At 71.3% G+C, this 22,083-nt stretch carries 21 protein-coding genes; 8 read left to right on the top strand and 13 right to left on the bottom strand.

Annotated features, from left to right (window positions below; genetic code table 11):
* Nucleotides 1-38: 38 nt before the first annotated feature.
* A complete protein-coding gene (locus AB0M02_RS24720; RefSeq protein ID WP_364230446.1) occupies nt 39-521 on the bottom strand; it encodes a GNAT family N-acetyltransferase in 483 nt (160 codons plus the stop codon).
* Nucleotides 514-1,743: a DUF6271 family protein gene (locus AB0M02_RS24725; RefSeq protein ID WP_364230448.1), complete on the bottom strand. Its 1,230-nt coding sequence runs from the start codon at nt 1,741-1,743 to the stop codon at nt 514-516. The genes AB0M02_RS24720 and AB0M02_RS24725 overlap by 8 nt, the downstream gene beginning before the upstream one ends.
* Before the next feature lie 137 nt (nt 1,744-1,880).
* Between AB0M02_RS24725 and AB0M02_RS24730 the strand changes: the two genes are divergently transcribed.
* The 4 genes from AB0M02_RS24730 to AB0M02_RS24745 are packed head-to-tail and all read left to right on the top strand — an operon-like array spanning nt 1,881 to nt 5,696.
* Nucleotides 1,881-2,885, top strand: coding sequence for an ABC transporter substrate-binding protein (locus tag AB0M02_RS24730; RefSeq protein ID WP_364230451.1), 1,005 nt, complete (start codon nt 1,881-1,883; stop codon nt 2,883-2,885).
* Entirely contained in the window at nt 2,866-3,885 is a 1,020-nt protein-coding gene (locus AB0M02_RS24735) for an iron chelate uptake ABC transporter family permease subunit (protein WP_364230453.1), read from the top strand. The genes AB0M02_RS24730 and AB0M02_RS24735 overlap by 20 nt, the downstream gene beginning before the upstream one ends.
* 3 nt (nt 3,886-3,888) lie before the next feature.
* Entirely contained in the window at nt 3,889-4,926 is a 1,038-nt protein-coding gene (locus AB0M02_RS24740; protein WP_364230455.1) for an iron chelate uptake ABC transporter family permease subunit, read from the top strand.
* A complete protein-coding gene (locus tag AB0M02_RS24745; protein ID WP_364230456.1) occupies nt 4,923-5,696 on the top strand; it encodes an ABC transporter ATP-binding protein in 774 nt (257 codons plus the stop codon). Before AB0M02_RS24740 ends, AB0M02_RS24745 begins: the two co-directional genes overlap by 4 nt.
* On the opposite strand, the gene AB0M02_RS24750 is transcribed toward AB0M02_RS24745, so the two are convergent.
* The 10 genes from AB0M02_RS24750 to AB0M02_RS24795 all read right to left on the bottom strand — a co-directional run bounded on the left by AB0M02_RS24750 (nt 5,693) and on the right by AB0M02_RS24795 (nt 15,607).
* On the bottom strand, nt 5,693-6,277 hold the full coding sequence (locus tag AB0M02_RS24750) for a hypothetical protein (RefSeq protein ID WP_364230458.1): 585 nt from the start codon (nt 6,275-6,277) through the stop codon (nt 5,693-5,695). The genes AB0M02_RS24745 and AB0M02_RS24750 overlap by 4 nt on opposite strands.
* On the bottom strand, nt 6,274-7,605 hold the full coding sequence (locus tag AB0M02_RS24755) for a hypothetical protein (RefSeq protein ID WP_364230461.1): 1,332 nt from the start codon (nt 7,603-7,605) through the stop codon (nt 6,274-6,276). Before AB0M02_RS24755 ends, AB0M02_RS24750 begins: the two co-directional genes overlap by 4 nt.
* The gene (locus AB0M02_RS24760) at nt 7,602-8,399 is read right to left on the bottom strand and encodes an ABC transporter ATP-binding protein (RefSeq protein ID WP_364230463.1); all 798 of its coding nucleotides are present in this window, start codon (nt 8,397-8,399) and stop codon (nt 7,602-7,604) included. Before AB0M02_RS24760 ends, AB0M02_RS24755 begins: the two co-directional genes overlap by 4 nt.
* A gap of 25 nt (nt 8,400-8,424) precedes the next feature.
* Nucleotides 8,425-9,225, bottom strand: a complete 801-nt coding sequence (locus AB0M02_RS24765) for a hypothetical protein (RefSeq protein WP_364230464.1) — start codon at nt 9,223-9,225, stop codon at nt 8,425-8,427.
* Nucleotides 9,222-9,773 carry an RNA polymerase sigma factor gene (locus AB0M02_RS24770; protein WP_364230467.1) on the bottom strand — a complete coding sequence of 184 codons (552 nt, stop codon included), beginning with the start codon at nt 9,771-9,773 and terminating at the stop codon, nt 9,222-9,224. The genes AB0M02_RS24765 and AB0M02_RS24770 overlap by 4 nt, the downstream gene beginning before the upstream one ends.
* Nucleotides 9,774-9,838: 65 nt before the next feature.
* On the bottom strand, nt 9,839-10,879 hold the full coding sequence (locus tag AB0M02_RS24775; RefSeq protein ID WP_364230468.1) for a DNA polymerase IV: 1,041 nt from the start codon (nt 10,877-10,879) through the stop codon (nt 9,839-9,841).
* Between the two features lie 10 nt (nt 10,880-10,889).
* Nucleotides 10,890-11,747, bottom strand: a complete 858-nt coding sequence (locus AB0M02_RS24780) for a hypothetical protein (protein WP_364230469.1) — start codon at nt 11,745-11,747, stop codon at nt 10,890-10,892.
* A gap of 9 nt (nt 11,748-11,756) precedes the next feature.
* Entirely contained in the window at nt 11,757-12,170 is a 414-nt protein-coding gene (locus tag AB0M02_RS24785) for a DUF3052 domain-containing protein (protein WP_364230471.1), read from the bottom strand.
* Between the two features lie 29 nt (nt 12,171-12,199).
* Nucleotides 12,200-14,458, bottom strand: a complete 2,259-nt coding sequence (locus tag AB0M02_RS24790) for an NACHT domain-containing protein (RefSeq protein WP_364230473.1) — start codon at nt 14,456-14,458, stop codon at nt 12,200-12,202.
* A 297-nt stretch (nt 14,459-14,755) separates the two neighbouring features.
* Nucleotides 14,756-15,607, bottom strand: coding sequence for an alpha/beta fold hydrolase (locus tag AB0M02_RS24795; RefSeq protein WP_364230475.1), 852 nt, complete (start codon nt 15,605-15,607; stop codon nt 14,756-14,758).
* Nucleotides 15,608-15,687: 80 nt separating this feature from the next.
* On the opposite strand from AB0M02_RS24795, the gene AB0M02_RS24800 reads away from it, so the two are divergent.
* The 4 genes from AB0M02_RS24800 (at nt 15,688) to AB0M02_RS24815 (ending at nt 19,823) form a co-directional block, all read left to right on the top strand.
* A complete protein-coding gene (locus tag AB0M02_RS24800) occupies nt 15,688-16,680 on the top strand; it encodes a cellulose binding domain-containing protein (protein ID WP_364230477.1) in 993 nt (330 codons plus the stop codon).
* A 102-nt stretch (nt 16,681-16,782) separates the two neighbouring features.
* Nucleotides 16,783-17,679, top strand: coding sequence for a hypothetical protein (locus AB0M02_RS24805; RefSeq protein WP_364230479.1), 897 nt, complete (start codon nt 16,783-16,785; stop codon nt 17,677-17,679).
* Nucleotides 17,680-17,754: 75 nt separating this feature from the next.
* Nucleotides 17,755-18,447: a response regulator transcription factor gene (locus AB0M02_RS24810; protein WP_364230482.1), complete on the top strand. Its 693-nt coding sequence runs from the start codon at nt 17,755-17,757 to the stop codon at nt 18,445-18,447.
* On the top strand, nt 18,444-19,823 hold the full coding sequence (locus AB0M02_RS24815; RefSeq protein ID WP_364230484.1) for a HAMP domain-containing sensor histidine kinase: 1,380 nt from the start codon (nt 18,444-18,446) through the stop codon (nt 19,821-19,823). Before AB0M02_RS24810 ends, AB0M02_RS24815 begins: the two co-directional genes overlap by 4 nt.
* A 120-nt stretch (nt 19,824-19,943) precedes the next feature.
* Here AB0M02_RS24815 and AB0M02_RS24820 read toward each other — a convergent pair whose 3' ends face one another.
* Nucleotides 19,944-22,019 (bottom strand): MMPL family transporter, encoded by a 2,076-nt coding sequence (locus tag AB0M02_RS24820; RefSeq protein WP_364230486.1) that lies wholly within the window; start codon nt 22,017-22,019, stop codon nt 19,944-19,946.
* Nucleotides 22,020-22,083 lie beyond the last annotated feature (64 nt).

Genomic DNA, 22,083 nt, shown 5'->3' on the forward strand with positions numbered 1-22,083 from the left:
AGTTCCCCCGTTTCGATGACAAAGATCAATGGGGAACCCTAGGCAGAGCGCATGGCCGGCAGGTGAAGGTCGCGAGACATGTAGACGGCACCCTTGCCGTATCCAGGCACGTCGATCTCGGGGTGCGCGCGGAAGCCGCATGCCGCCCAGAAGCCCTCCGACCCATCGACCGAGACGAGAGAAACGTGGGCAAATTCCCGCGCAGAATCGACAAGGCGTCTGCCCCAACCGAGGCCGCGGAACTCCGGGGCGATCACGAGGTCATGCAGGTGCAGATCGGGCCCGCTGCCGAAGGCGGACGGAACCAACAGGTCGGGGACCTGCCACCGCGGATAGGGCAGGGCAAGCAGATATCCGCCGACCCGCCCGTCCACGTCGAGCACGAACGACGTGGACGGATGTGCCCGCGAGCGCAGCACGGTGAGGTCTTCGGACAGGCCCTTGCCGGCGTAGGTGGATTTCTCGAGGGAGCTGATCGCGGGCCAGTCGCGCTCCTCGAGGGAGCGGAGGCGCTCAGGCATGCGTACGGGCGGCCGCCATCAGGCCTGCCCACGCGTCGATCAGATCCGCGTAGTCCTCGATGTCGCGGCGGGCCTCCAGCAGCAGCGTCTCGCGCCGGTCGCGCACCTGGTCGGCCACGGCGGTGAAGCGCCCGCCGAGCCGCCGGTACGCCTTCTCCAGGAGCCGGGCCTGTTCCGCGTTCGGCTCGCGCGGCTGCCAGGTGCTCTCGCGGGCCAGCGCCGCGATGCTGACCGGGTCGTCGCTGGTCATCCGCTGGTAGACGTAGTGGAAGTAGTACATCGACAGGACGAACTTGGCGTACCGCATCTGGTAGGCCAGGAAGCCGGAGTCGCTCTTGCGCTCGGCGGTGTGGAAGTTGACGATGTGCCGGTTGTGCAGCAGGCCCGGCAGCCCGGCCTTGTCGGCGACGTGGATGAGGAAGTAGTCGCTGCCGATCGTGTCAGTGGCCGGCGGCAGCGGCACCCGCTCGTGCAGCCCGTGGAAGCTGATGTTGTGCATGTCGACGCGCATCGGGTCGACGACCGCGAGGACCGTGTGGTCGCCGTCGAAGGGCGCGCTGCCGGTGAACGACTCCTCGACCAGCTCGCGTTTCTCCGCCTCGGTGCTGCCCGGCGCGGCCCAGAGGCTCACCAGGTCGTAGTAGCCCTCGTGGTCGCGGATGTCCTCGATGTCGACCGACATCTCACCGACGAACGAGCCGCCGGCCATCGCGACGATGTCGTCGCCGCGGCGGGGGTCGAGGCGGTTCTCGGTGGCCACGACGTCACGGGCGCGGCGGCCCAGTGCGGACAGTTCGGCGTGGATCGGGAAGACCTTCTGGCCCGCGTACGTCTGGAAGTAGAGATCGGAGTCCCGGCGGTGCACCGAGTCGCAGCCCAGCGCGGCGGCGATCAGGAAGGCCCGGTTCGTGCAGGCGCCGTAGGACAGCCGGGACGGCAGCAGCAGGTCGAGCAGGCGCCCGGGTTCGGGCGGGGCGGCCTCGCGGACGATCCGGGTGAGGAACTCCCGCTGGGCGGTCTCACCGAGATGTACGGCGTTCGCGCACTCGGCGAGGACCTTTGCGTGTGACTCGAAGTCCTCCGAGGAGTCCAGGACCAGCAGACGGACATCCGCTCCGAGGTGCTGTTCGGCGTACTCGGCCTCGGTGACCACCTCGGCCAGGGTGGCGGTGCACTCGCGGTTGGTCGGCACTACCAGACAGATCCGGCTATTTTCGCTCATCGACGGCGAAAACTAATCAATCATCAATGTCCTCACAACCCCCGAATGTGGACAGAGGCGGAACCGTGACTTTGCATTCCCGGAGACTATGGTTAGCCTGCCCTAACTAGCTGCCGCGTGAAATGGACAGTCCACATATGCGTACCTGGCGTTCGATCCTGGCCGTCGCCACCGTCGGGGCTCTGCTCGCCGGATGCGGCAACTCCTCCGAGGACGACAACACCGCCGCTGCCGCCGGGCCCTGGTCGTTCACCAGCGGCAACGGTGAGACCGTCACCGCGGAGAAGGTGCCCACGCGGATCATCGCGCACGCCGGTGAGGCGGCCGCGCTGATGTCGTTCGGCATCAAGCCGGTCGGCATCTACGCCGACGAGCCGGTCAAGACCGACCTCAACCTCAAGGACCTCGACCTCACCGGGATCACGATCCTGGGGGAGGAGTGGGGCAAGATCGACGTCGAGAAGGCGGCCTCGCTCGCGCCGGACCTGATCGTCGGCGACTGGTGGCCGGCCGAGAAGGCGTACAGCGGCCTGGAGGAGGGCGTCGACGAGAAGAGCAAGAAGCTCGCCGAGCTCGCCCCGATCGCCGGCGTCTCGCAGGGCGAGTCCATCGTCGACCTCGCCGAGGGGTACGAGAAGCTCGCCCAGAGCCTCGGCGCCAAGGTGGACGACCCGCAGATCGCCGCGAACAAGCAGCGTTTCGAGGCCGCCGTCACCGCGTTCAAGGCGGCCACCGCGGCCAAGCCGAACCTGACCGCCGCCGGGATGTCGCCGACCGACGAGAAGGTCTACGTCGCCAACCCGAAGTACGCCCCCGAGCTGCTCGACTTCCAGCGCTGGGGCCTCAAGGTGCTCAACCCGGCCGCGCCGGACGCCGACTTCCCGTACTGGGAGACGCTGAGCTGGGAGAACGCCGACAAGTACCAGCCCGACCTGATCCTGTGGGACGGCCGCGCGTACAAGGACACCCTCAACGCCGAGTTCGGCAAGAAGCAGCCGACCTGGTTCGAGGTCAAGGCGGCAAAGGCCGGTGCCGTCGTGGCGTGGCCGGCGTACTGGCTGCACACCTACGGTGACTTCGCCGTCGAGCTGGAGAAGCTGACCACGGCGATCAACGCCGCCGATGAGAACATCGGTAATTGACCACACGGCACGGCGGGCCTCCGGGCTCGTCGTGCTGTGCGCGGTGCTCGCCGCCGTCGCGTTCCTCAGCGTCACCCAGGGGTCCCGGTCGATCGACCTGCCGGACGTGCTGGGTGCGCTGGGCAACCTCGGCGAACCGACGATCAACAGCACCGTGACTCTCGAACTGCGCGTTCCGCGTACGCTATTGGGGATCTTGGCCGGCGCGGCGCTCGGCGTAGCCGGCGCCGTCCTGCAGGGAGTGACCCGCAACCCGCTCGCCGACGCCGGGATCATGGGGATCAACTCGGGGGCGGCCGCGTTCGTGGTCTTCGCCGTCACCGTGCTCGGCGTCCGCGGCGCCGGTGTCTACGTCTGGTTCGCGTTCGCCGGTGCGATCGGCGCGATCTTCCTGGTCTACACGATCGCGTCGATGGGCCGCGAGGGCGCCACCCCGGTCAAGCTGGCACTGTCCGGCGCCGCCGTCACCGCCGGGCTCAGCTCGCTGACCTCGGGGATCGTGATGACCAACCTCGACGCCCTCAACGAGCTGCGGTTCTGGCAGGTCGGCTCGCTCGCCGGGCGGTACGCACCGGTCCTCACCGGCGTCGCGCCGTTCCTGCTGGCCGGCCTGGTGCTGTCGCTGGGCTGCGGCCGCGCGCTCAACGGGCTCGCCCTGGGCGAGGACATGGCCCGCGGCCTGGGCCAGCGGGTCCGGCTGACCCGTGCCGCCGCGTTCGGTGTGGTGGCGCTGCTGGCCGGCGCCGCCACCGCCGCCTGCGGCCCGATCGTCTTCATCGGCCTGGTCGTGCCGCACCTGGCCCGCTTCATCTGCGGGCCGGACTACCGGTGGATCCTGCCGTACTCGATGCTGCTCGCCCCGATCGTGCTGCTGCTCGCCGACGTGCTCGGCCGGGTCGCGGGCGCGCCCGGCGAGCTGCAGGTCGGCGTGGTGCTCGCGGTGCTGTGCGCGCCGGTGTTCGTGGGCATCGTCCGCTATGCCCGGCTCACGGAGGCCTGACCCATGACGACCGCCACGCTGACCGCGCTGCGGGTGACCCGCCGCCACCGGGCCGTCCGCGCCGCCGGGGTGACGACCGCGCTGGCCGGCCTCGTCGCCGCGCTGTTCGTGCTGACCATGATGGTCGGCAGCTACCGGCTCTCGGCCGGTCAGGTGATCATTTCGGTGCTGCACCTGGAGGAGAACCCGGGCGTCGACTTCGTGGTGCGCGGCCTGCGGCTGCCGACGGCCCTGACCGGCCTCGCGGTCGGCCTCGCCCTCGGCGCCTCCGGCACGATCTTCCAGCAGCTGCTGCGCAACCCGCTCGCCTCACCCGACTTCGTCGGCGTCACCTCGGGTGCCAGCCTCGCCGCCGTCGGTGGCATCGTGTTCCTGCAGGCCGCGGGCCTGGTCGTCTGCGCCTTCGCCCTCGGCGGCGCGCTGTTCGCGGCACTGGCGATGTATTTACTGGCCTGGCGCGACGGGGTCAGCGGTTACCGTTTCATCCTGATCGGCATCGGTGTCGCCGCGTTCTTCGACGGGCTCATCGGCTACGTCCTCAGCCGCGCGAAGCTCACCGAGGCCCGGCAGGCGATGCACTGGTACACCGGCTCGGTGGGTCAGGCCAGCGAGAGCGAACTGCGAATTCTTCTGTACGCGCTGCCGGCGCTGCTGGCCCTGGCGGTACTGCTGCAACGGCACCTGCGGGCGCTCGAGCTCGGCGACGACACTGCGAGAGCTCTCGGGACACGGACCGAACTCAGCCGCGCCGCCCTGCTGGCCACCGCCGTCCTGCTCGTGGCCCTGGCCGTCTCCGCCGCCGGGCCGATCATCTTCGTCGCGCTGATCGCCGGCCCGGTCGCCAACCGGCTGCTCGGCCCGGCCACCGGAGGCATCGCCGCGGCCGCCCTCACCGGCGCCGCCCTGTTGCTGACCGCCGACCTCGTCGCCGTGCACCTGCTACCGGCGGCCCTGCCCACCGGCGTGGTCACCGGCGCGGTCGGCGCACCGTACCTGCTGTGGCTGCTGGCCACCACGAACCGACAGGGAGTAGGCGGATGAGCCGGCTGAACGCGCAGGGCCTGTCCCTCGGCTACGACGACCGTACGGTCGTCACCGACCTGTCCGCCGACATCCTCGACGGGAAGGTGACCGCCATCGTCGGCGCCAACGCCTGCGGCAAGTCCACGCTGCTGCGCGGGCTGGCGCGGCTGCTCAAACCCCGTACCGGCGCGGTCTTCCTGGACGGCAGGGCGATCAGCGAGATGAGCACTGTCGACGTCGCCAAGGTGCTCGGGCTGCTGCCGCAGTCCCCGGTCGCCCCCGACGGCGTCACCGTCGCCGACCTGGTGGCCCGCGGGCGGTACCCGCATCAGGGCTGGTTCCGCCGCTGGACCGACGCCGACCACGAGGCGGTGGCCCGCGCATTGGAGGCGACCGGCACGGCTGACCTGGCGGACCGCCCGCTGCAGCAGCTCTCCGGCGGCCAGCGCCAGCGTGTCTGGGTGGCGATGGCCCTGGCGCAGGACACCGATCTGCTGCTGCTCGACGAGCCGACCACGTTCCTGGACATCAACCACCAGGTCGAGCTGCTGCGGCTGCTGCGCCGGCTGAACCAGGAGTCCGGCAAGACGATCGTGGCGGTGCTGCACGACCTCAACCTGGCCAGCCGGTTCTGCGACCACATCATCGCGATGGCCGACGGCAGCATCGCCGCCGAAGGCCCGCCCGCCGAGGTGATCACCGCCGAGCTGGTGGCCAAGGTGTTCGGCCTGGCCTGCGTGATCGTCCCCGACCCGGTGACGGGCACCCCGATCGTCGTGCCCGCCTAGAGCCTGGTCACCGGGCCTTTCGCCGCGTAGACCACCAGGCCGCCGACCGCCAGGAGGGCCGCGGTGAGGCCTGCGGCGGTGCTGTCCGGTGCCTGGGCCTGCCACGTCAGGATCCGCCCGAGCAGCGGTTCCGGCTGGGGGAACAGCGCCGCCGCGAGCGTCCAGCCGAGCGGGAGGAACCAGGCCCGCGCGGTGCCGACGGTCGCGGCGCCCAGCGCGGTCAGCCCGAGCAGCCCGGCCGCGTCGCGGATCACCAGGCCCACCGGCTCGAATCGGGCACCGGTCGCCAGCGTGGCCAGCAGCGGCACCACCACGAGGAGGAACGCGATCACCAGATGCGCGATCCGGCGGGGCGGCCAGGGCAACGAGGCGGTCGCCTCCAGAGCGTCGTCCGGGCCGCCGAGAGTCACGGTCAGTGCGGCCACGAGCAGAAGAACAGTCAAAATCACCATTTGTACGCCGACCGCGCGGCTGTTCGAGGCCAATGACCACAATGTCCACATCAGTGCCGCTCCGCCGATCGACACGACCAGTGCCGCCGGGGCCCGCCGGGAGCGCAGGTAGAGCGCGATCCAGGTCACGGCTTGCTCAGCCCGCCGTCGACCGTGCACGCGAGCGCGTCCTTGCGCAGCCGCTCGACCCGGGCCTGCGCCTCCGCGTCCGGCATCGTCTGCAGGCCGCGCCAGATCTCCACGGCCTCGGCGACGTACGGCACCTCGGCCATCTCGGCCGGGGACGTCTCGGGTGCGACCGGTTCGCTGCCGATCAGCCAGTGGGCGGCGGCATACCGGTCCGCCATGCGTGCGGAGCGATCCTCGCAGTCCGGCGGGCTGGCGAACGCACCGGCCACCACCTCCGGCAGGACACTGTCCGGGTCCACGAGATGACCGTCCTTGCCGACCTCGACGCGGAACATCGTCACGTCGGTGCGCCACGGCGGATAGACGTCCGGGATATAGGTGGTGGTGTCCTCGTGCACCGTGGCCGGCGCGCCGGGCAGCTGGGCCAGCGCCGTCAGCGCGTCCCGGGCCGGTCCGACGATCTCGGGCAGCAACCCCGTGTGGACGCGGCTGACGCACACCCGCGGGTCGTCCTCGTCGCACACCAGGTCGCGTGCCACCGGGTCGACGGCGCCGGTGACGTACCGGTCCTGGTGGGGCATCACCGTGATCGCCAGGGCGGCCCCCAGCACCACCGGCAGCACCGCGGCGACGCGCAGGCGCCTGCTGTCGGCGACGAACAGCAGCACGGCGGTGACGGCCAGGGCGGCCAGCCAGACGGCCTGCGAGACGCTGGCCCGGAAGGGCACGGTGGCGTAGTCGTCCGGCATGTTCATCTCGTAGATCGGCGAGAACACCAGCGCCAGCCAGCCACGCGGCCTGGTCGCGCCGGGGATGAGCAGCAGCAGCCCCAGCCCCGCGACGGCCAGCGCCGGCGCGGTGACCAGCCACGGCAGCGCGCGGCCCGCGGCCATGCCGAGCCACACCGCCGCGATCAGCGCGAGCAGGCCGACGGCCGTGACGGTGACGAACTGCACCGGCAGATACTCGGCGGTGCCGATGATCCGCAGACTCCCCGCGATACCCATCGCCAGGTAGCCGGCGAACACCGCGATGGCCATCGTGACGAGCGTCGGCGCCACCCGGCTCGCCCTCGGCCGGGGAGTGCTGGCGAACAGCTCGGTCACACCGGACCGGCGGTCGCGGGTGGCCTGCCAGGCGCCGGCGGCGAGCGCGAGCGGCCACAGCACGGCCAGGAAGAGCCGCTGGGTCATGGCCAGTTGCATCCATCCGGCCGAGAACATCGCCTCGGCCGTGAAGTACAGCAGCAGCGCACCGGCCGCCGCGAGGAGCAGGGCGGTTCCGGCCGCGGCGGACCGGCGCAGTTCGATGCCGAGGACGCGGCTCATCGGCCCGCCTCACGGTGGCGGCGCAGCAGTGCGGAGTAGCCGCGCTCGGCCGGGCTGTCGCCCGGGTACTGCTCGCCGCCCTGTGCGGCCAGATCGTCCGGGGTGCCCTGGTAGACGAGGCGGCCCCGGTCCATCAGCACGACGTCGGTGCAGGCGGCGGCGACGTCCTCGACCAGGTGGGTGGAGACCAGCACGCAGGTGTCGGTGCCGATGTCGCGCAGCAGCTCGCGGAAGTCGAGGCGCTGCTCCGGGTCGAGGCCGACGGTGGGCTCGTCGAGCAGCAGCACGGCCGGGTCGTTGACGATCGCCTGGGCGATACCGGCCCGGCGCAGCATGCCACCGGAGAGCGTCTTCATGCGGGCGTTCGCCCTGTCGGCGAGGCCGACGCGCTCGATCGCGCGCTGCGCCGCTCCCGGGACGGCCGTCTTCGGCATCTCCTTGAGCCACGCCATGTACTCGACGAACTCCCGCACGGTGAAGCGGGGATAGAACCCGAACTGCTGCGGCAGGTAGCCCAGTCCGCGGCGCACCCGCCGCAGGTCGGCGCGGCCGTCGACCCGCTCGCCGAGCAGCGTCAGCCTGCCGCCGGCCGGCTTCAGCACGGTGGCCAGGGCGCGCATCAGGGTGGTCTTGCCGGCGCCGTTCGGGCCGAGCAGTCCGTGGACGCCGGTGCCGAGTGCCAGGTCCAGACCGTCGACGGCCAGGTGGCGGCCGGCGCGGACCCGCAGCTCCTCCGCGTGGACCGTCCAGGGATGGGTGGTGGGGGCCGTCTCGGCCTCGCTCACCGTACGCATGTGTTTCCTCTCGGTTTGAGGTTTGTCAGTTGTGGCTGGAGAGGCGGCGGAAGTCGGCGGCCCGGAGTGCGGCGACGGCGGCCAGGGCGAGAGCCAGCAGTGCCCAGAACGGTGAGGCGCCGGGCCGCAGCACCGGAGGAAGTTCGGCGTTGACCACGGCCGGGACCAGGACGGCGGCCGTCCAGGCGGTGCCGAGCCCGATCGCGGCGAGGCGGACACCGGTGACGGCGCCCAGCGCGAGGGTCGCGGCGGTGAACGCCAGGCAGGGCAGCAGCGTCAGGGCCAGCGACGTCCCGGTGCGCTCACTCGCCAGGGCGAGCGCCGGAACCACCACCGCGAGCACCCCGGCGGTGCGCCGCAGCAGCATCCCGAGGCCGGCCGCCGGAGTTCCGGCGATCAGCTCCCAGGCCGGGTCGGCGCGCCTGCTCCAGGCGATCGCCACGCCGGGCAGCGGCGCGACCGGTGCCAGCAGCGCCACCAGCGACGGCAGGCTCGGCCGCGCCGCCTGCAGCCCCACCGCGCAGGCCAGGACCGTCACGGTCATGGTCAGCCACGGCACCAGATGCCAGACCAGCCACCGGTGGTACATCGCCGCCCAGCGCCGCCGGGGCGCCGGAGCGGGACCGGCACCGATCCCGGCGTCCAGCCCGGCGGCCACCCGGGCGAGCAGGTCCCGGCTGCCGTCCGTGGTACTACCGGCCAGCACGGCGCGGCAGTGCGCGCACTCCTCCAGGTGCACCTCGACCGACCACATCGCGACCTCGTCGAGGTCGGCTGCCGGGTCGGCGTAGCGGGCGATCACCGCGGGGCTCGGATGCGGGCTCATGACAGCGCCTCCCGAAGAGCGATCCGGGCACGGCGGGCCCGGGTTTTCACCGTGTTCTCCGGTACGCCCAGAAGCAGGGACGTCTCCCGGACCGAGAAACCGTCGAGGACCATGGCCCGCAGCACCTGCCGCGCCTCCGGCGGCAGTTCGAGCAGCGCCTGCTCCAGCTCCTGCCCGACCCGCGCGGCCATCACCTCGTCCTCGGCGGCGGGGGAGACCGTCTCGGTGACCGGCGCCACGGGCACCTGGCTGAGCCGCGCCCGCCGCCGGAACGCGTCAACCAGCCGATGCGCCGCGATCGTCCAGAGCCATCCGACCGCACTACCGCCCACGTTCGCCCCGGCGAAGCTCCCCGCCGCCCGCCAGACGGCCAGGTAGGTCTCCTGCATCACATCCGCGACGACATCCTCGTCCGCACACCGCCGCCGCAACCGTGCGAGCAACCAGGGCGCCGTCCGCCGATACAACTCATCGAACGCACGCCGCTCCCCAGCAGCGGTGCGGCGCACGAGCTCACCCTCGTCAGCCGCCTCAAGACTTCGCTTCACAACCAGCAAGACGAAACGTCGCCCACCCCGGGTTCGCCACCCACCGTGACGTGGATCACACCCTGTTATTCGTCGACGAGGTCGGCGCGGACGCCGAGCAGGCGTACCGGTCGTCTCAGCTCGATCTTCTCCAGTACCGACAGGGCCGCGCGGGAGATCACCTCGAGGTCGGTGCTCGGGCCGCCGCGGAGTTTCGCCTGGCGTGTCTGGGTGTAGAAGCTCGAGGAGCGCACCGTCACTGCCACCACGGCCACCTGCCGCCCGGCTTCGACCACCTCCGTGCCGAGCCGGCGGGCCAGGGCGGTCAGCTGCTGTTCGATGTCCGCGCGTTCGGTCAGGTCGTGGGCGAACGTGACCTCCTTGCTGCGCGATTTGGCCACCCGCGGCTCGGTCACCACCTCGGTGTCGCCGCCGCCGCGGGCGATCACGGACAGCCACTCGGCCGCCCGCCGAGGGAAACGCTGCAGCAGCGTCTCGAGGTCCGCCGCTGCCAGGTCGGCGATCGTCGGCAGGCTCAGTTCGCCGAGTTTCTGGACTGTTTTCGGCCCGACGCCCCACAGATCGCCGACCGGCCGGGCACCCATGACCGGCATCCAGGTCTCGTCGGTCAGGGTGGCGATGCCGGCCGGGTCCCGTTTGGCGAACCGGGCGGCGATCTTCGCCTGGTTCTTGTTGCGGCCGATCCCGACCGCGCAGGTCAGCCCGGCCTGATCGAGGATCGCCACCTTGACGTCGGCGGCGAGCCGCTGGGGGTCGTCGATGTCACCGCCGAGGAAGGCCTCGTCCAGTCCATAGACCTCAAGCCGCACGGGAAATCCCCGCAACGTGGCCATGACCTGGTCCGAAGCCTGCTGGTAGGCCGGCATGTCGGTGGGCAGAAACACCGCGTCGGGGCATTTCCGGGCGGCCATCCGCATCGGCATCCCGGAACGCACACCGAACTCGCGGGCCTCCCGGGACGCGGTGGCCACCACCGTACGCGCTCTGCCGGGATCGCCGGATCCACCCACCACCACCGGCCGGCCGCGCAGCTCGGGGCGGCGCAACACCTCGACCGACGCGAAGAACTGGTCGAGATCGACATGCAGCACCCAGCCGTCAGCCACCCGCCCAGTATCACCCGCCGACAGCCTCACCCAGGAGGCCCGCGCTGTACGCCACGGCGAAGCTGACGACCACCGCGACGGTGCCGGCGAGCAGCACCCAGAGCCCGCAGCCCAGGCTGAACCGCCCGTCGCCGACCAGCTCCGCCTCGGTCTCGGCCGGCTCCCGGCTCACGATCAGGTAGCGCCCGGTGCGGGGCATCGTCAGCCCCGGCACCCCGCCGTCCAGCATGGCCGGCTTCCCGATCACGTGCAGCGGCTGACCGGCCGCGATGTACTCCTCGAGAACGCCCACCTCGTCGACTCGGCGGCGCGCGCCCGGCCCGACCAGGCCGCGTTCGATCGCCGCCCGCAGGTACGGCCCCGGCTCGTCCCGCTTCGCGGTCAGCTCGTCGACGGCGCGGTGGATCAGTTGCTCGCCCGCCCGGCCCTCCGGGATACGCGTACGCCGCCAGAGCGGTGGACGCCCGTTGAAGAGGAACGCCTCGAGAAAGTTGCCGGAGACCGCGGCCGTGCCGGTGGAGTCCGATACGCCGAACGGCTCCCCGAACGTCTGCTCGAACAGCACGCGCAACTCGCCCCGGTCCTCACCGAGGCTGCGCCGCGTGTAGACCACGGTGCGGCACCACACCGCGGGTGTCCCGGCGAGCAGCGTGCGAACCATCCCGGCCGGCCCCGGCGCCGTCAGCCCGAAAACCGCGTACCGCTGCGGAAGCGCGACGCCCAGCCGCACCGCCGCGGCGGGCGAGACGGGATGCCGCCGAACCCACCGAGCGTCGCGCCGGCTCTTCACGGCCAGCCAGACGAGAACGGGGGCCAGCATCACCAGCCCCACCCCGAAGCACGCCGTGACCGCAACGACGAACGTCACTGCGCCAGCTTAGGCTGGTATGCGGTTCTCGCGGCGGATGACCAGGCGCAGGCCCGACCAGATCTCGTCGATGGCGCACACCTTGTTGTCGACCAGGCCGGTCGGCAGCGCGACCTCGCGGACGACGTCCTCGGTGACGTCCGTGGGCACCTTCGACGCCCGCTTCGGCCAGGCGACCCAGAAGCCGCCGTCCTGGGCCATGCCGCGCCTGACCTCGTCGAGGCGGGTCTGCAACTCGCGGCGTTCGGTCACGAACAGCACGATCACGTCGGTCGGCGCGTCGCCGGCAAGACCGGGCCGGATGACGACCCCGTCGGGCAGGCCATCGAGAGCGATGCCGGCCGGCGCGTCGAGCAGTGCGACTCGGTGACCGGGCTTGATGCCGAGCTTGCGGTGCAGCGGCGTGCCCGAGTAACCAGCCATGTCAGCCCCGCTGCCTCCGCAATTGTCAGTCACCCATGGAGATAGTGCCCTCGACCGCCGTATGAGGCAATCATTTCCGGCGAGGTGCCCGGCAGCGTGCTATCGCCGGAATCGGCCGGTGTGTGCTGATCGGAGGCCAGGTGGTCCTGAAGTTCGGCGTGGCGGAACTGGTAGATGGGGCCGACGACGCGGAGCAGGCCGAGGCGGTGTGCATCGTCCAGGAAGGACATCAGTTGCCGGGGAAGTTCGCCGGCCAGGGCGAGCCGGGTGGTGGTGACGAGGTAGGCCATCCAGGCGTGATGGCGGCCTGCGACGAGCCCGGCCGCGGGTCCGATGGTGACCGCGTAGGTCAGCCCGACCGCGCCGCCGAACGCGGCGGTTTCTGCGAGCCCGGCGGCGAATCCGCCGGCAAGACCACCACACAGCCCGCTGGTGACGCCGATTGCCGCGGTGCGGAGGAGGTTGAGGGCCCGGTCGGCGCGCCAAGCGGCGGTTGGCGTGTCAGCCTGCCCGTCCCGGGTCGGGGATTCGGCCCACGCGGTGAGTGTGGACGAGAACAGGTAGGCGAAACCGACCGCGAGCCCCGTGACGGTTCCGGCTGCCAGGCCGTAGCCGCGCCCGGCGTCGAGGCTGACCACGATCCCCATCGCAATGCCGGTGGCGACTCCGATTGCCATCCCGCGGAGCATCGTGCCGGACGTGAGTGAGGGTGGACGCCGGTTCCGGCGAAGATCGGCGAAGCCCGGCAGTTGCTTCGACCAGAACCGTGCGCTGACTGCGACGACAAGACCGGCGACAAGTCCGAATGCCAGCCCGTAGCCGAGCCCGTGCGTGAGACCTTCAGCGACTCCGCTCGCGATTCCCGTCGTGACCGTCGCCGTTGTGGTGACCGCGAGCGTGATCCCGATGGCGATGACGAGTCTGGTGGTGAGGTTGAGGGCGTGTGTGGTGCGGGCGAGGTGCCACCAGGCGAGGTCTCGTGTGCGTGGGGTGCCGTCGGTGTTGTGGGGGTGGGTCAGGAGCCGGGCGAGGTAACCGAGTCTGCGCCGCATCTGGGTGGGGTCGTGGCGGCGGCGGGGCCGGAACGGCTCAGCCGGGTTGGCGCTGGGCGGCCGGGCGTCGATCAGGGCGGGGATCAGCCGGTCGAACAGGTGGGTGCGCAGCGTGGAGGCGGTAGGGAAGCGGCGCGGATCGAGCAGGTCTGCCGGGTCGGCGGCCGGGGCGAGGTAGACGGTGCGTAACAGCCACAACCCGAGCGGGGTGGACGTGACCTCGGCCAGCACGGCGGCCGGACCACCCGGCGTGGCGGTGCTGAGGCTGGTGAGGACGCGTTCCCACACCCGTCCGGGCCGGGCGGGCAGGCATCGGCGGAGGTAGTCGGCGCTGGTCGCCAGGTCCACCGGGTCGGGTTCGATGACCATGGCCGAGGTGAGCACGTCCCCGGCTGTGTCGACGGCGTGCCGGTAGTCGGCGGTGCGGCTGGTCACCACGAGCTGATCGGTGTCGCTCAGGGAACGATTGATGGCGATGACGACCGCTGCCCGGGAGCCGAGCGGCAGTTCGTCGAGCCCGTCCAGGATCGGCAGGATCAGTCCGCGTGACGCGAGAAGGGCGGGTACGTCGACGCCGAGGCCGGTGGCGCGCAGGGCCGGGTAGTCCTGCGCCAGCCGCGACGCCAGCCAGTCCTGCAGGCGGGGGAACAGCGTGGTGTCCCATCCGGCCACCGACAACAGGACCGGTATCGGCTCCGCGTCGTGGTCCTGCCGCGTGGCCACCAGTTCCCGAAGTAGTTGGACGGCCAGGGTGGTCTTGCCGCTGCCCGGCCCGCCCAGGATCACCAGCCGGCGGCGGCGCATCGCGCGGAACTCGCCGGCCAGGGCGGTGACGTCGGCGCTGGACGCGGTCAGCGGCCCGGTCCTGGCGAGGTTCACCGGATGATCGACCAGCCGGGCGTCGTCAGCCGAGTGCCACCGCACCGGGATCGGATCGGGGTCGTCCAGCGATCTCATCGTCGCCTCGGCGCGCCATTGCACCTCGATCAGCCCGGCCAGCACGTCCATGGCTGTCGCGAGCGTATCCGCGGTCACCGGCACCGGCTCCGCGGCCCGGCGCCATGGCAGCAGGGGAGCCGCCAAGGCGGAGACGGCCAGGACCACCGACACGAGCTGAGCCACGTCGGCCGAGGTTTGCAAACCACCCGCACCCAGAAGGGCGGCGCCGACCACCGCGAGGCAACCGGCCAACCCCAGCAGACCCGCCCAGGCCATCACCCCACGACGCCGGGTCATGCCGTTCGCCCGGACGATCGCCTTCCGCGCCTGAGGGAGACGGCGGTACACCTCACTCTGACAAGGTTGTGCACTCGGGTCATCCTGACTGCCGCACCCGGCCGATTCGTCCGTCGTTCGCCGCGGCCGCTGCGTTCACGGGCCTTCCAGTTCCGCGTGTGGATTTTCGCCTCCATACAAACCCGAAATCCGCACGCGGGAAGCGCACGCGGCAGAGCCCATCACGACAGGTCGGCGCGCCGCAACGCGAGTAACCCGAAAGGCTGTACCGGTCACGTATGAGAGTTCTGACGCCGTTCAGGTCGTCGGCGAGATGCTTCTGATCCGCTCCAGGATGTACCGGGCCAGTTCGTCCGGCGCCTGTTCGGGGATCCAGTGCGAGACGCCGTCAAGCACCTTGAAGTCGAACGGGCCGGTCACCCACCGGCTGGTCAACTCCGCTGCACGGCGGCCGATGGCGATGTCGTCGGTGCTCCAGACATAGGTCGTCGGGACGGTGACCGCGCCGGTCCTGAGCCCGGCGGAGATGTCGAGCGGCATGGCGCGGTACCAGCGCAACGCGCAGGCCAGGCCGTCGGGGTCGTCGATGAGCCGGTCGGCGTACGCCCTCGCCAGGTCAGCACTGAGACCGGATCGCTCGAGCTGTGCCACCGCGAGCCGGCCACCCCGCGACCGGATGGCGGCCTCGGGAAGCCACGGCACCTGGAAGAACCCGACGTGCCACGCCTGCCAGGCCTGCCGGCTGGTCAGCACGGCCTTCACCACCGCACGGGGGTGCGGTGCGGAGACGGCGGTGAGGGTGTGCAGCCGATCCGGTCTCGTGGCGGCGAGCATCCACGCGACCCCGCCGCCCCAGTCGTGGCCTACCAGGTGAACCCGATCGGCCCCGGCGGCATCGACGAGGGCCACGACGTCAGCCACGAGCTCGCTGAGCCGGTAAGCGCGCCGGGACCGAGGCCGTGCCTGCGGGGTGTAGCCGCGCTGGTCCGGCGCGATGACCCGGTAACCGGCCGCGAGCAGCGGCCGGGAAACGCCGATCCACGATTGCGCACTCTGCGGGAACCCGTGCAGGAGCACGACCGTCTCCGCGCCCACCGGCCCCTCGTCCGACACGCCGAACCGCATGCCGTTGCGGGAGAACGTCTCCACAACATGGACGCTACCGCAGCTCTTTCCACATCCTGACACGCTGCGTCCGTGATCGAATCCGGCGTGTAGCGTGCATCGACATGAGTCGATTCGCGTCGCGTGTGTCCGCGGTCCTGGCAGCGCTGGTGGCCGGACTGGTGACGATCATGCTCACCTCGGGATCCGCGCAGGCCGCGACCGCCGTGTTCCTGAAGGAGAACGCCTGGCCCACGGGCTATGTGGGCAGAATGACGGTGACCAACGACGGCGCGGACCACATGGCGGCCTGGCGGGTGGAGTTCGACCTGCCGGACGGCACCACGCTCGACTACAGCTGGAACGCCGTGGTGAGCCGGACCGGTGCGCACTACGTCATCACCGGCGCCTCGTGGAACGCGAGTCTCGACCCGGGCGCGTCGACGTCCTTCGGCTGGATCGCCTCCGGCTCCGGCGCGCCGCAGTCGTGCCTGCTCAACGGCAGGTCGTGTGCCGGCGATCCGGCCGCCCTCGACGCCCGGCCGCCCAGCACGCCGGCCAACTTCCGCGGTGACACGCAGGGCAACACCTTCACCCTGCGCTGGGACGCGTCGACCGACGACACCGGGGTCGTCGGATACGAGATCTACACCGGCACCAGCTCGGGCCCGATCGCTACGGTGACGACCACCAGCCACAGCATGCCGATCCCACCGCCGATGGTGATGACCTTCGGAGTACGAGCGGTCGACGCTGCCGGCAACCGTTCCCCGTTCGCGACCCTGGGCCTGGGCACCTCACCGGACGTCACCCCGCCCGGCCCGGCGACGAACCTCAGACTCGGCAGCCCGAGCGGCGGCTACTTCACCGCCCGGTGGGACGCGCCCCAGGACGACCAGTTCGTTGCCGGCTACGAGGTCGCGCTGGACGGTGCGGTCGTCAGCCGGGTCGGCGGCACCACGGCATCGGTGCGGCTCGGCTTCGGGACACACTTCGTCAGCGTTCGCGCCTTCGACGGCGCCGGCAACCTCTCTACCCCGGCGCAGGTCATGATCTCGATCGACCCGGGTCCCAGCGCCTCGGCCACCTCGAAAGCCCCGCCCACATCGAGATCCTGAAGTACGGACGAGCGATCCGGGTTGCCGGATGGTGCTAACCAGGTCGGTATGGGAATGAGTCCCGAAGCGCGGCAGCGACTGGACGAGGGTTTCCGGCGCCGGATGGCAGAGCAACAAGCGCGACACGCCGCCGACTGGCAGCGCGCCGCCCATCTCGGTCAGGCGCTCGAGTTGGGCGAACCGCTTGGCATCTATCACACCGAGATGACCCCACCGCTGGGCGTACGCCGCGTGCTGCGCCTGCTCGTTCCCGCCGCGATTTTCCTCGTCGTGATGGTCCTGCTGATCGGGTGGGCCCCGGACGCGGCGCTGCCCCTTCTGCTCGTCACCCCGTTCGTGGCCGGCGGCTACTGCGTGGTCTTCGTCGTGCTCTCCCGCCGGGCCCGCTTCACCCGATGGCTGTACGGATACCCGGGCGGCCTGGCCGAGGCCGACCCGGACGGCCACCCGCGTGTGGTGCGCTCGGGCGAGGTCACCGACGTGCTCGACGAGTGGAGCTCGTCCGGCTCGGAGTCCCAGTCGTCGTGGAACTACGAGGGTTTCCGCCTCACCACCGCCGACGGCCGCGCCGTGTCGATCACTGCGAGGTACCGCAACGCGCTCGACCCGTACGGCCCCGCCGGTGCCCTGATCGCCGCGCTCGTGCCGGCCGGGGCCGGCACGGCCGTTCCCCGTCTCCCCTCGATCGCCGACCTGATCACCGACTGGGCCGTGACCCCGCTCGTGGCACGGCTGGCTGAGGCGGTCCGGGACGGCGCGACAGTCGTACGCGGCGACTTCCGGCTGGCCCCCGAGGGAATCGCGGGCCCCAAGGACACCACGATCACGCCGTGGGCCGCGATCGAGCGGATCGAACTGCGGCCCGGCCACGTGAAGGTACGCCTGATCGGCGGCAAGACCCGCAGGTACGACAACTACCGTGACGGCTCCGGATACGCGGTGCTCTGCCGCGTGTTGGCCGCGCTCGATGTGAACGCCTCCTTCGAGGCGCGCGGCTGACGGTTCTAATCCTGGCTTCAGGTTGATCGGGAAGGATGAGCGGCAAAGCATCGACTGCAAGGGGGGCGGGCCGCCGTGCGGATCCTGATCGCGGATGACGACGCGGCCATCCGTGAGTCGCTGGAGCGGGTGCTTCAGGTCGAGGGTTACGACACCAGCACCGTCGCCAACGGTCTCGCCGTGCTCGACGGGGTCGGTGGAGCGGGCGGTGACACGCTGGATCTGCTGATCCTCGACGTGATGATGCCCCGCCTCGGCGGATTGGAGACCTGCCGGCGGCTGCGGGCCGCGGGCCGGGATCTGCCGGTGCTCATGCTGACCGCCCGTGACCAGGTCTCCGACCGGGTCACCGGGCTGGACGCTGGCGCCGACGACTACCTGCCCAAGCCGTTCGCCACCGAGGAGTTGCTGGCCCGGGTGCGGGCCCTGCTGCGCCGGCGCACACCGCCCGACGAGGAGTCGCAGATCCTGTCGTTCGCCGGCGTCCGGCTCGATCCCGACAGGTTCGAGGCGTGGCGCGGCGAGCGGCCGCTGCGCTTGACCCGGACCGAGTTCTCCCTCCTGGAGGTCCTCGTGCGCAACGCGACCCGGGTCCTGACCCGCGACGCGCTGTTCGAGGCGATCTGGGGCTTCGACATGAGCACCACGGCCAACAACCTCCAGGTGTACGTGAGCTACCTGCGCCGCAAGATGGAGGCCGAGGGTGAGCCGCGATTGATCTACACGCTGCGCGGCCTGGGATACACGCTGCGGGAGACTCCTCCGTGAGCAGGCTGACCCGATGGTGGCGCCGGCGGTCCCTGCGGACCAGGATGACGGTGATCGCGGCGACGGCCATCGCGGTCAGCGTGTTCGTGGCCTTCCAGGTGGCCAGTGAGCTGATGGACCGGGAGCTGCGGGACACCGCCGAGAATGAGCTGCGCGCCGACTCCCGTGTCCTGGCGGCGACCGCGGAGCAGGCCGGTCTGGCGCGGGTTCAGCTGCCGGCGTATCCCGGAGCCGGTCGACTGGTGCGGCTCATCCTGCCCGACGGCTCGACCCGGACGCCCGCCGGTCAACCCGCGCTGCCCCCGGTCAGCGTGCCCGCCGGGCGCGTGGCGCGGGGCGCGTCAGCCGACCTGATGGAGTCAGGGGACAGCGACGACGACGGCTACCACGTCTACACGCTGCGCGCGGGCGACGGCGCGGTCCAGGTTGCCCGCGTCGCCGACGACAGCCCGATCAACCAGTTCGGGTTCGGCATGCTGCTGATCGGGCTGCTCTGTGTGGCCGGCGGCGCCCTTGTCGGGCGGACCGTGGCGCGGACCGGGCTGGCGCCGATCGACCGGCTGACCGCCGCAGCGGTACGTGTCGCGCACACCCGGGATCTCGACGCCGGCATCCCGGACGAGGGCGGTGGCGAGATCCGGCGGCTGATCAAGGCGATCAACGACATGCTCGCCGCGCTCCGGGACTCCCGGCGGGCCCAGCGGCTGCTCGCCGAGGACGCCGCCCACGAACTCAAGACCCCGCTCACCAGCCTGCGCCTCAACATCGAGCTGCTGGTCCGGCTCGACCGGCGCGGCACCCTCGACACCGCCCTCTCGGCGGAGAGCCGGGCCCGCCTGTTCCAGGATCTCGGCGCCCAGGTGGCCGAGTTGAGCAACCTTGCCGCCGAGCTGACCGACCTGGCACGCGGTGACGTCAGCGACGAGAGCACCGAGCCGATCGACCTCGCCGACGTGGTGGTGGCCGCCGCGGCCCAGGCGCGTTCCCGCATGCCCGACCTCGAGGTCGAGCTCGACGTGACCTCCGTGTGGGTGAGCGGGCGTTCCGCTGCGCTCCAGCGGGCGGTGCTCAACCTCATCGACAACGCCGGCAAGTGGTCCCCCGCGGATCAGCCGGTCCAGGTCCGGCTCCGTGCCGAGGGTGCGTCGGCGGTGATCGAGGTCGACGACGCCGGGCCGGGGATCAGCACAGTGGACGTACCGCGGGTGTTCGACCGGTTCTACCGTGCCGACAGCGCCCGGGGGTTGCCGGGTTCCGGTCTGGGGCTGTCGATCGTGCAGCGGGTCGTCGACGCCCACGGCGGCCGGGCCACCGTCGCCCGCTCGGCACGCGGTGGCGCGCTGCTCCGGGTCGACCTTCCGGCCGCGGCGCGCTGACCCGGTCCCCGCGGTGCGGCGCGGGACGGGCGGTGCGGCGCGGGACAGAAAGACCCGGGACGGGCGGTGCGGCGCGGGACAGAAAGACCCGGGACGGGCTGGATGCCCGTCCCGGCACACTCACCGCTGCAGCGTGAGCTCCTCCTCGTCGGCGAGCGTGTGCCGACCGATCGGCGGCCCTGCCGCTGGACGGGACAGCCGGCTCGGCCACCAGATCCGCCGGCCGATCAGGAGGGTGAGGGCGGGCACCAGGACCGACCGCACCAGCAGGGCGTCGAGCAGCACGCCGAAGGCGACCAGGAACCCGACCTCGACCAGCATCACCAGCGGAAGTGTGGTGAGGACCGCGAACGTGGCCGCCAGGACCAGGCCTGCCGAGGTGATGACGCCACCGGTGGCCGACAGGGCCGTCAGCATGCCCTCTCGGGTGCCGAGACGGACGGTCTCCTCCCGGGCCCGGCTGGCCAGGAAGATGTTGTAGTCGACGCCGAGCGCCACCAGGAACAGGAATGCCAGCAGCGGCACCGAGTAGTCGACACCCTTGAACCCGAGGATCGTCTCGAAGACGAACACGCTGCCGCCGAAGGCCGCCGCGAACGAGACGATCACGGTGGCCATCAGGACCAGCGGGGCAACGATCGCGCGCAGCAGCAGCCCGAGGACGATCAGGACGACGGCGAGCACCAGCGGGATCACCAGCTTCTCGTCGCGGCTGGTGGTGACCTCGGTGTCGAGGTTCTCCGCACTCGGCCCGCCGACGATCGCCTCCGCCCCGTTCACCGCGTGCACGGCGGTGCGCACCCGCTTGATCGTGTCGTACTCAGCGGCGGTGTCCGGCGCGTCGGCCGGGAACACGGAGATGTCGGCCCAGCCTCCGACGGTCTGGCCCGGGACGGCCTCCGCCACGCCGGGAGTGCGCTTGACGATGTCGGCCACCCGCTCCTGGTACGCCGGCCGCGTATAGATCGTCATCGGCTGGCCGCCGAGCTCCGGGAAGTGCCGGCGGAGAACGGTGAAGCCGGTGACCGACTCCGGCGCGGACAGGAACTGGTCCTGCTCCCGCAGGGCGCCGGTGTTGCCCGTCAGACCGATGGCGAGCACGCCGAGGACTCCGAGCGAGCCGAGCGTGGCCACCCAGCGCCGGCGGCTGATGGCGGTGCCGAGCCGTCCCCACAGCCCCGGCCTGTCCTGCACGGCCGTGCTGAACCGCGGGATGGCCGGCCAGAAGATTCGCCTGCCGAGCACCACGAGCACCGTCGGGAACAGCGTCAGCATGGCCGCCAGCGCGCACAGGATGCCGGCGGCGCCGATCGGGCCCAGCCCGCTGGTGCTGTTCAGGTCCGCGACGAGCAGGCAGAGCAGGCCGGCGACCACGGTGGCCGCGGACGCGACGATGGCCGGCGCCGCGCCGCGTAGCGCGTGGACCATCGCGACCCGGACGTTCTCGTGGTGGTGCAGCGACTCCCGATATCGAGCGATGAGCAACAGCGCGTAGTCCGTGCCGACGCCGAACACCAGGATCGTCAGCAGCGCCGAGTTCTGGTCGTTGACCACGATGCCGAAGCCCTTGACGAGCAGGTAGACGGTCGCCATGGCGGTCAGCGCGGCCGCGCCCACGACCATCAGCGGGACGAACCACAGCACCGGGCTGCGGTAGGTGAGGATGAGCAGGACCGTGACGACGACGACCGTGGTGAGGAAGACCTGCAGGTCGATGCCGTCGAAGACGGCGTCCATGTCGCCGTCGATCGCGGCCGGGCCGGTCACCTCGAGTTCCAGGCCGGCGGGGCGGTCCTTCGCGGCGTCACGCAACGGGCCGACGACGGCCTCCGGCGCGCCGTAGGCCGTGCTCACGTCGAGGGTGAACATCATCGCCTTGCCGTCGGTGGAGAGCCTCGTCGAGGCGCCCTCGTCGGCCGCGGCCTTCGGCGGGTACCGCTTGGCGAGGGTGTCGTAGTGGCGCTCGACCGTCGCGCGGTCGGCGCCGGTCAGGCCGCCGGCGCGGTGGTACACGAAGACGAACGTGTTGTCCTCGCCGCCGGGGAGACTGTCCTCCAGCACCGCCACCCTGGTCGACTCGGCGCCGGCCGGCAGGGTGTCCACGGCCTTGTCGGTGGTGACCGAACTCAACTTTCCGCTCAACGGCACCATGACCGCCGCCAGCACCAGCCACAGGCCGATCACCAGCCATGGCACCCACCGGCCTGCCAACCGACCGGCTGGCGCTGCGTTGACTGACATCAAAAGCCTCCTACATACG

Source organism: Actinoplanes sp. NPDC051861, from assembly GCF_040681145.1.
In the GTDB taxonomy this organism is placed as follows: domain Bacteria; phylum Actinomycetota; class Actinomycetes; order Mycobacteriales; family Micromonosporaceae; genus Actinoplanes.

Bases quoted from the DNA above. Each gene is read 5' to 3' on its own strand.
- AB0M02_RS24785 (WP_364230471.1), bottom strand. From the start codon at position 12,170: ATGGCTGGTTACTCGGGCACGCCGCTGCACCGCAAGCTCGGCATCAAG.
- AB0M02_RS24805 (WP_364230479.1), top strand. From the start codon at position 16,783: ATGGCAGAGCAACAAGCGCGACACGCCGCCGACTGGCAGCGCGCCGCC.
- AB0M02_RS24800 (WP_364230477.1), top strand. From the start codon at position 15,688: ATGAGTCGATTCGCGTCGCGTGTGTCCGCGGTCCTGGCAGCGCTGGTG.
- AB0M02_RS24790 (WP_364230473.1), bottom strand. From the start codon at position 14,458: ATGACCCGGCGTCGTGGGGTGATGGCCTGGGCGGGTCTGCTGGGGTTG.
- AB0M02_RS24760 (WP_364230463.1), bottom strand. From the start codon at position 8,399: ATGCGTACGGTGAGCGAGGCCGAGACGGCCCCCACCACCCATCCCTGG.
- AB0M02_RS24765 (WP_364230464.1), bottom strand. From the start codon at position 9,225: ATGAGCCCGCATCCGAGCCCCGCGGTGATCGCCCGCTACGCCGACCCG.
- AB0M02_RS24730 (WP_364230451.1), top strand. From the start codon at position 1,881: ATGCGTACCTGGCGTTCGATCCTGGCCGTCGCCACCGTCGGGGCTCTG.
- AB0M02_RS24725 (WP_364230448.1), bottom strand. From the start codon at position 1,743: ATGAGCGAAAATAGCCGGATCTGTCTGGTAGTGCCGACCAACCGCGAG.
- AB0M02_RS24745 (WP_364230456.1), top strand. From the start codon at position 4,923: ATGAGCCGGCTGAACGCGCAGGGCCTGTCCCTCGGCTACGACGACCGT.
- AB0M02_RS24755 (WP_364230461.1), bottom strand. From the start codon at position 7,605: ATGAGCCGCGTCCTCGGCATCGAACTGCGCCGGTCCGCCGCGGCCGGA.
- AB0M02_RS24740 (WP_364230455.1), top strand. From the start codon at position 3,889: ATGACGACCGCCACGCTGACCGCGCTGCGGGTGACCCGCCGCCACCGG.
- AB0M02_RS24735 (WP_364230453.1), top strand. From the start codon at position 2,866: ATGAGAACATCGGTAATTGACCACACGGCACGGCGGGCCTCCGGGCTC.
- AB0M02_RS24720 (WP_364230446.1), bottom strand. From the start codon at position 521: ATGCCTGAGCGCCTCCGCTCCCTCGAGGAGCGCGACTGGCCCGCGATC.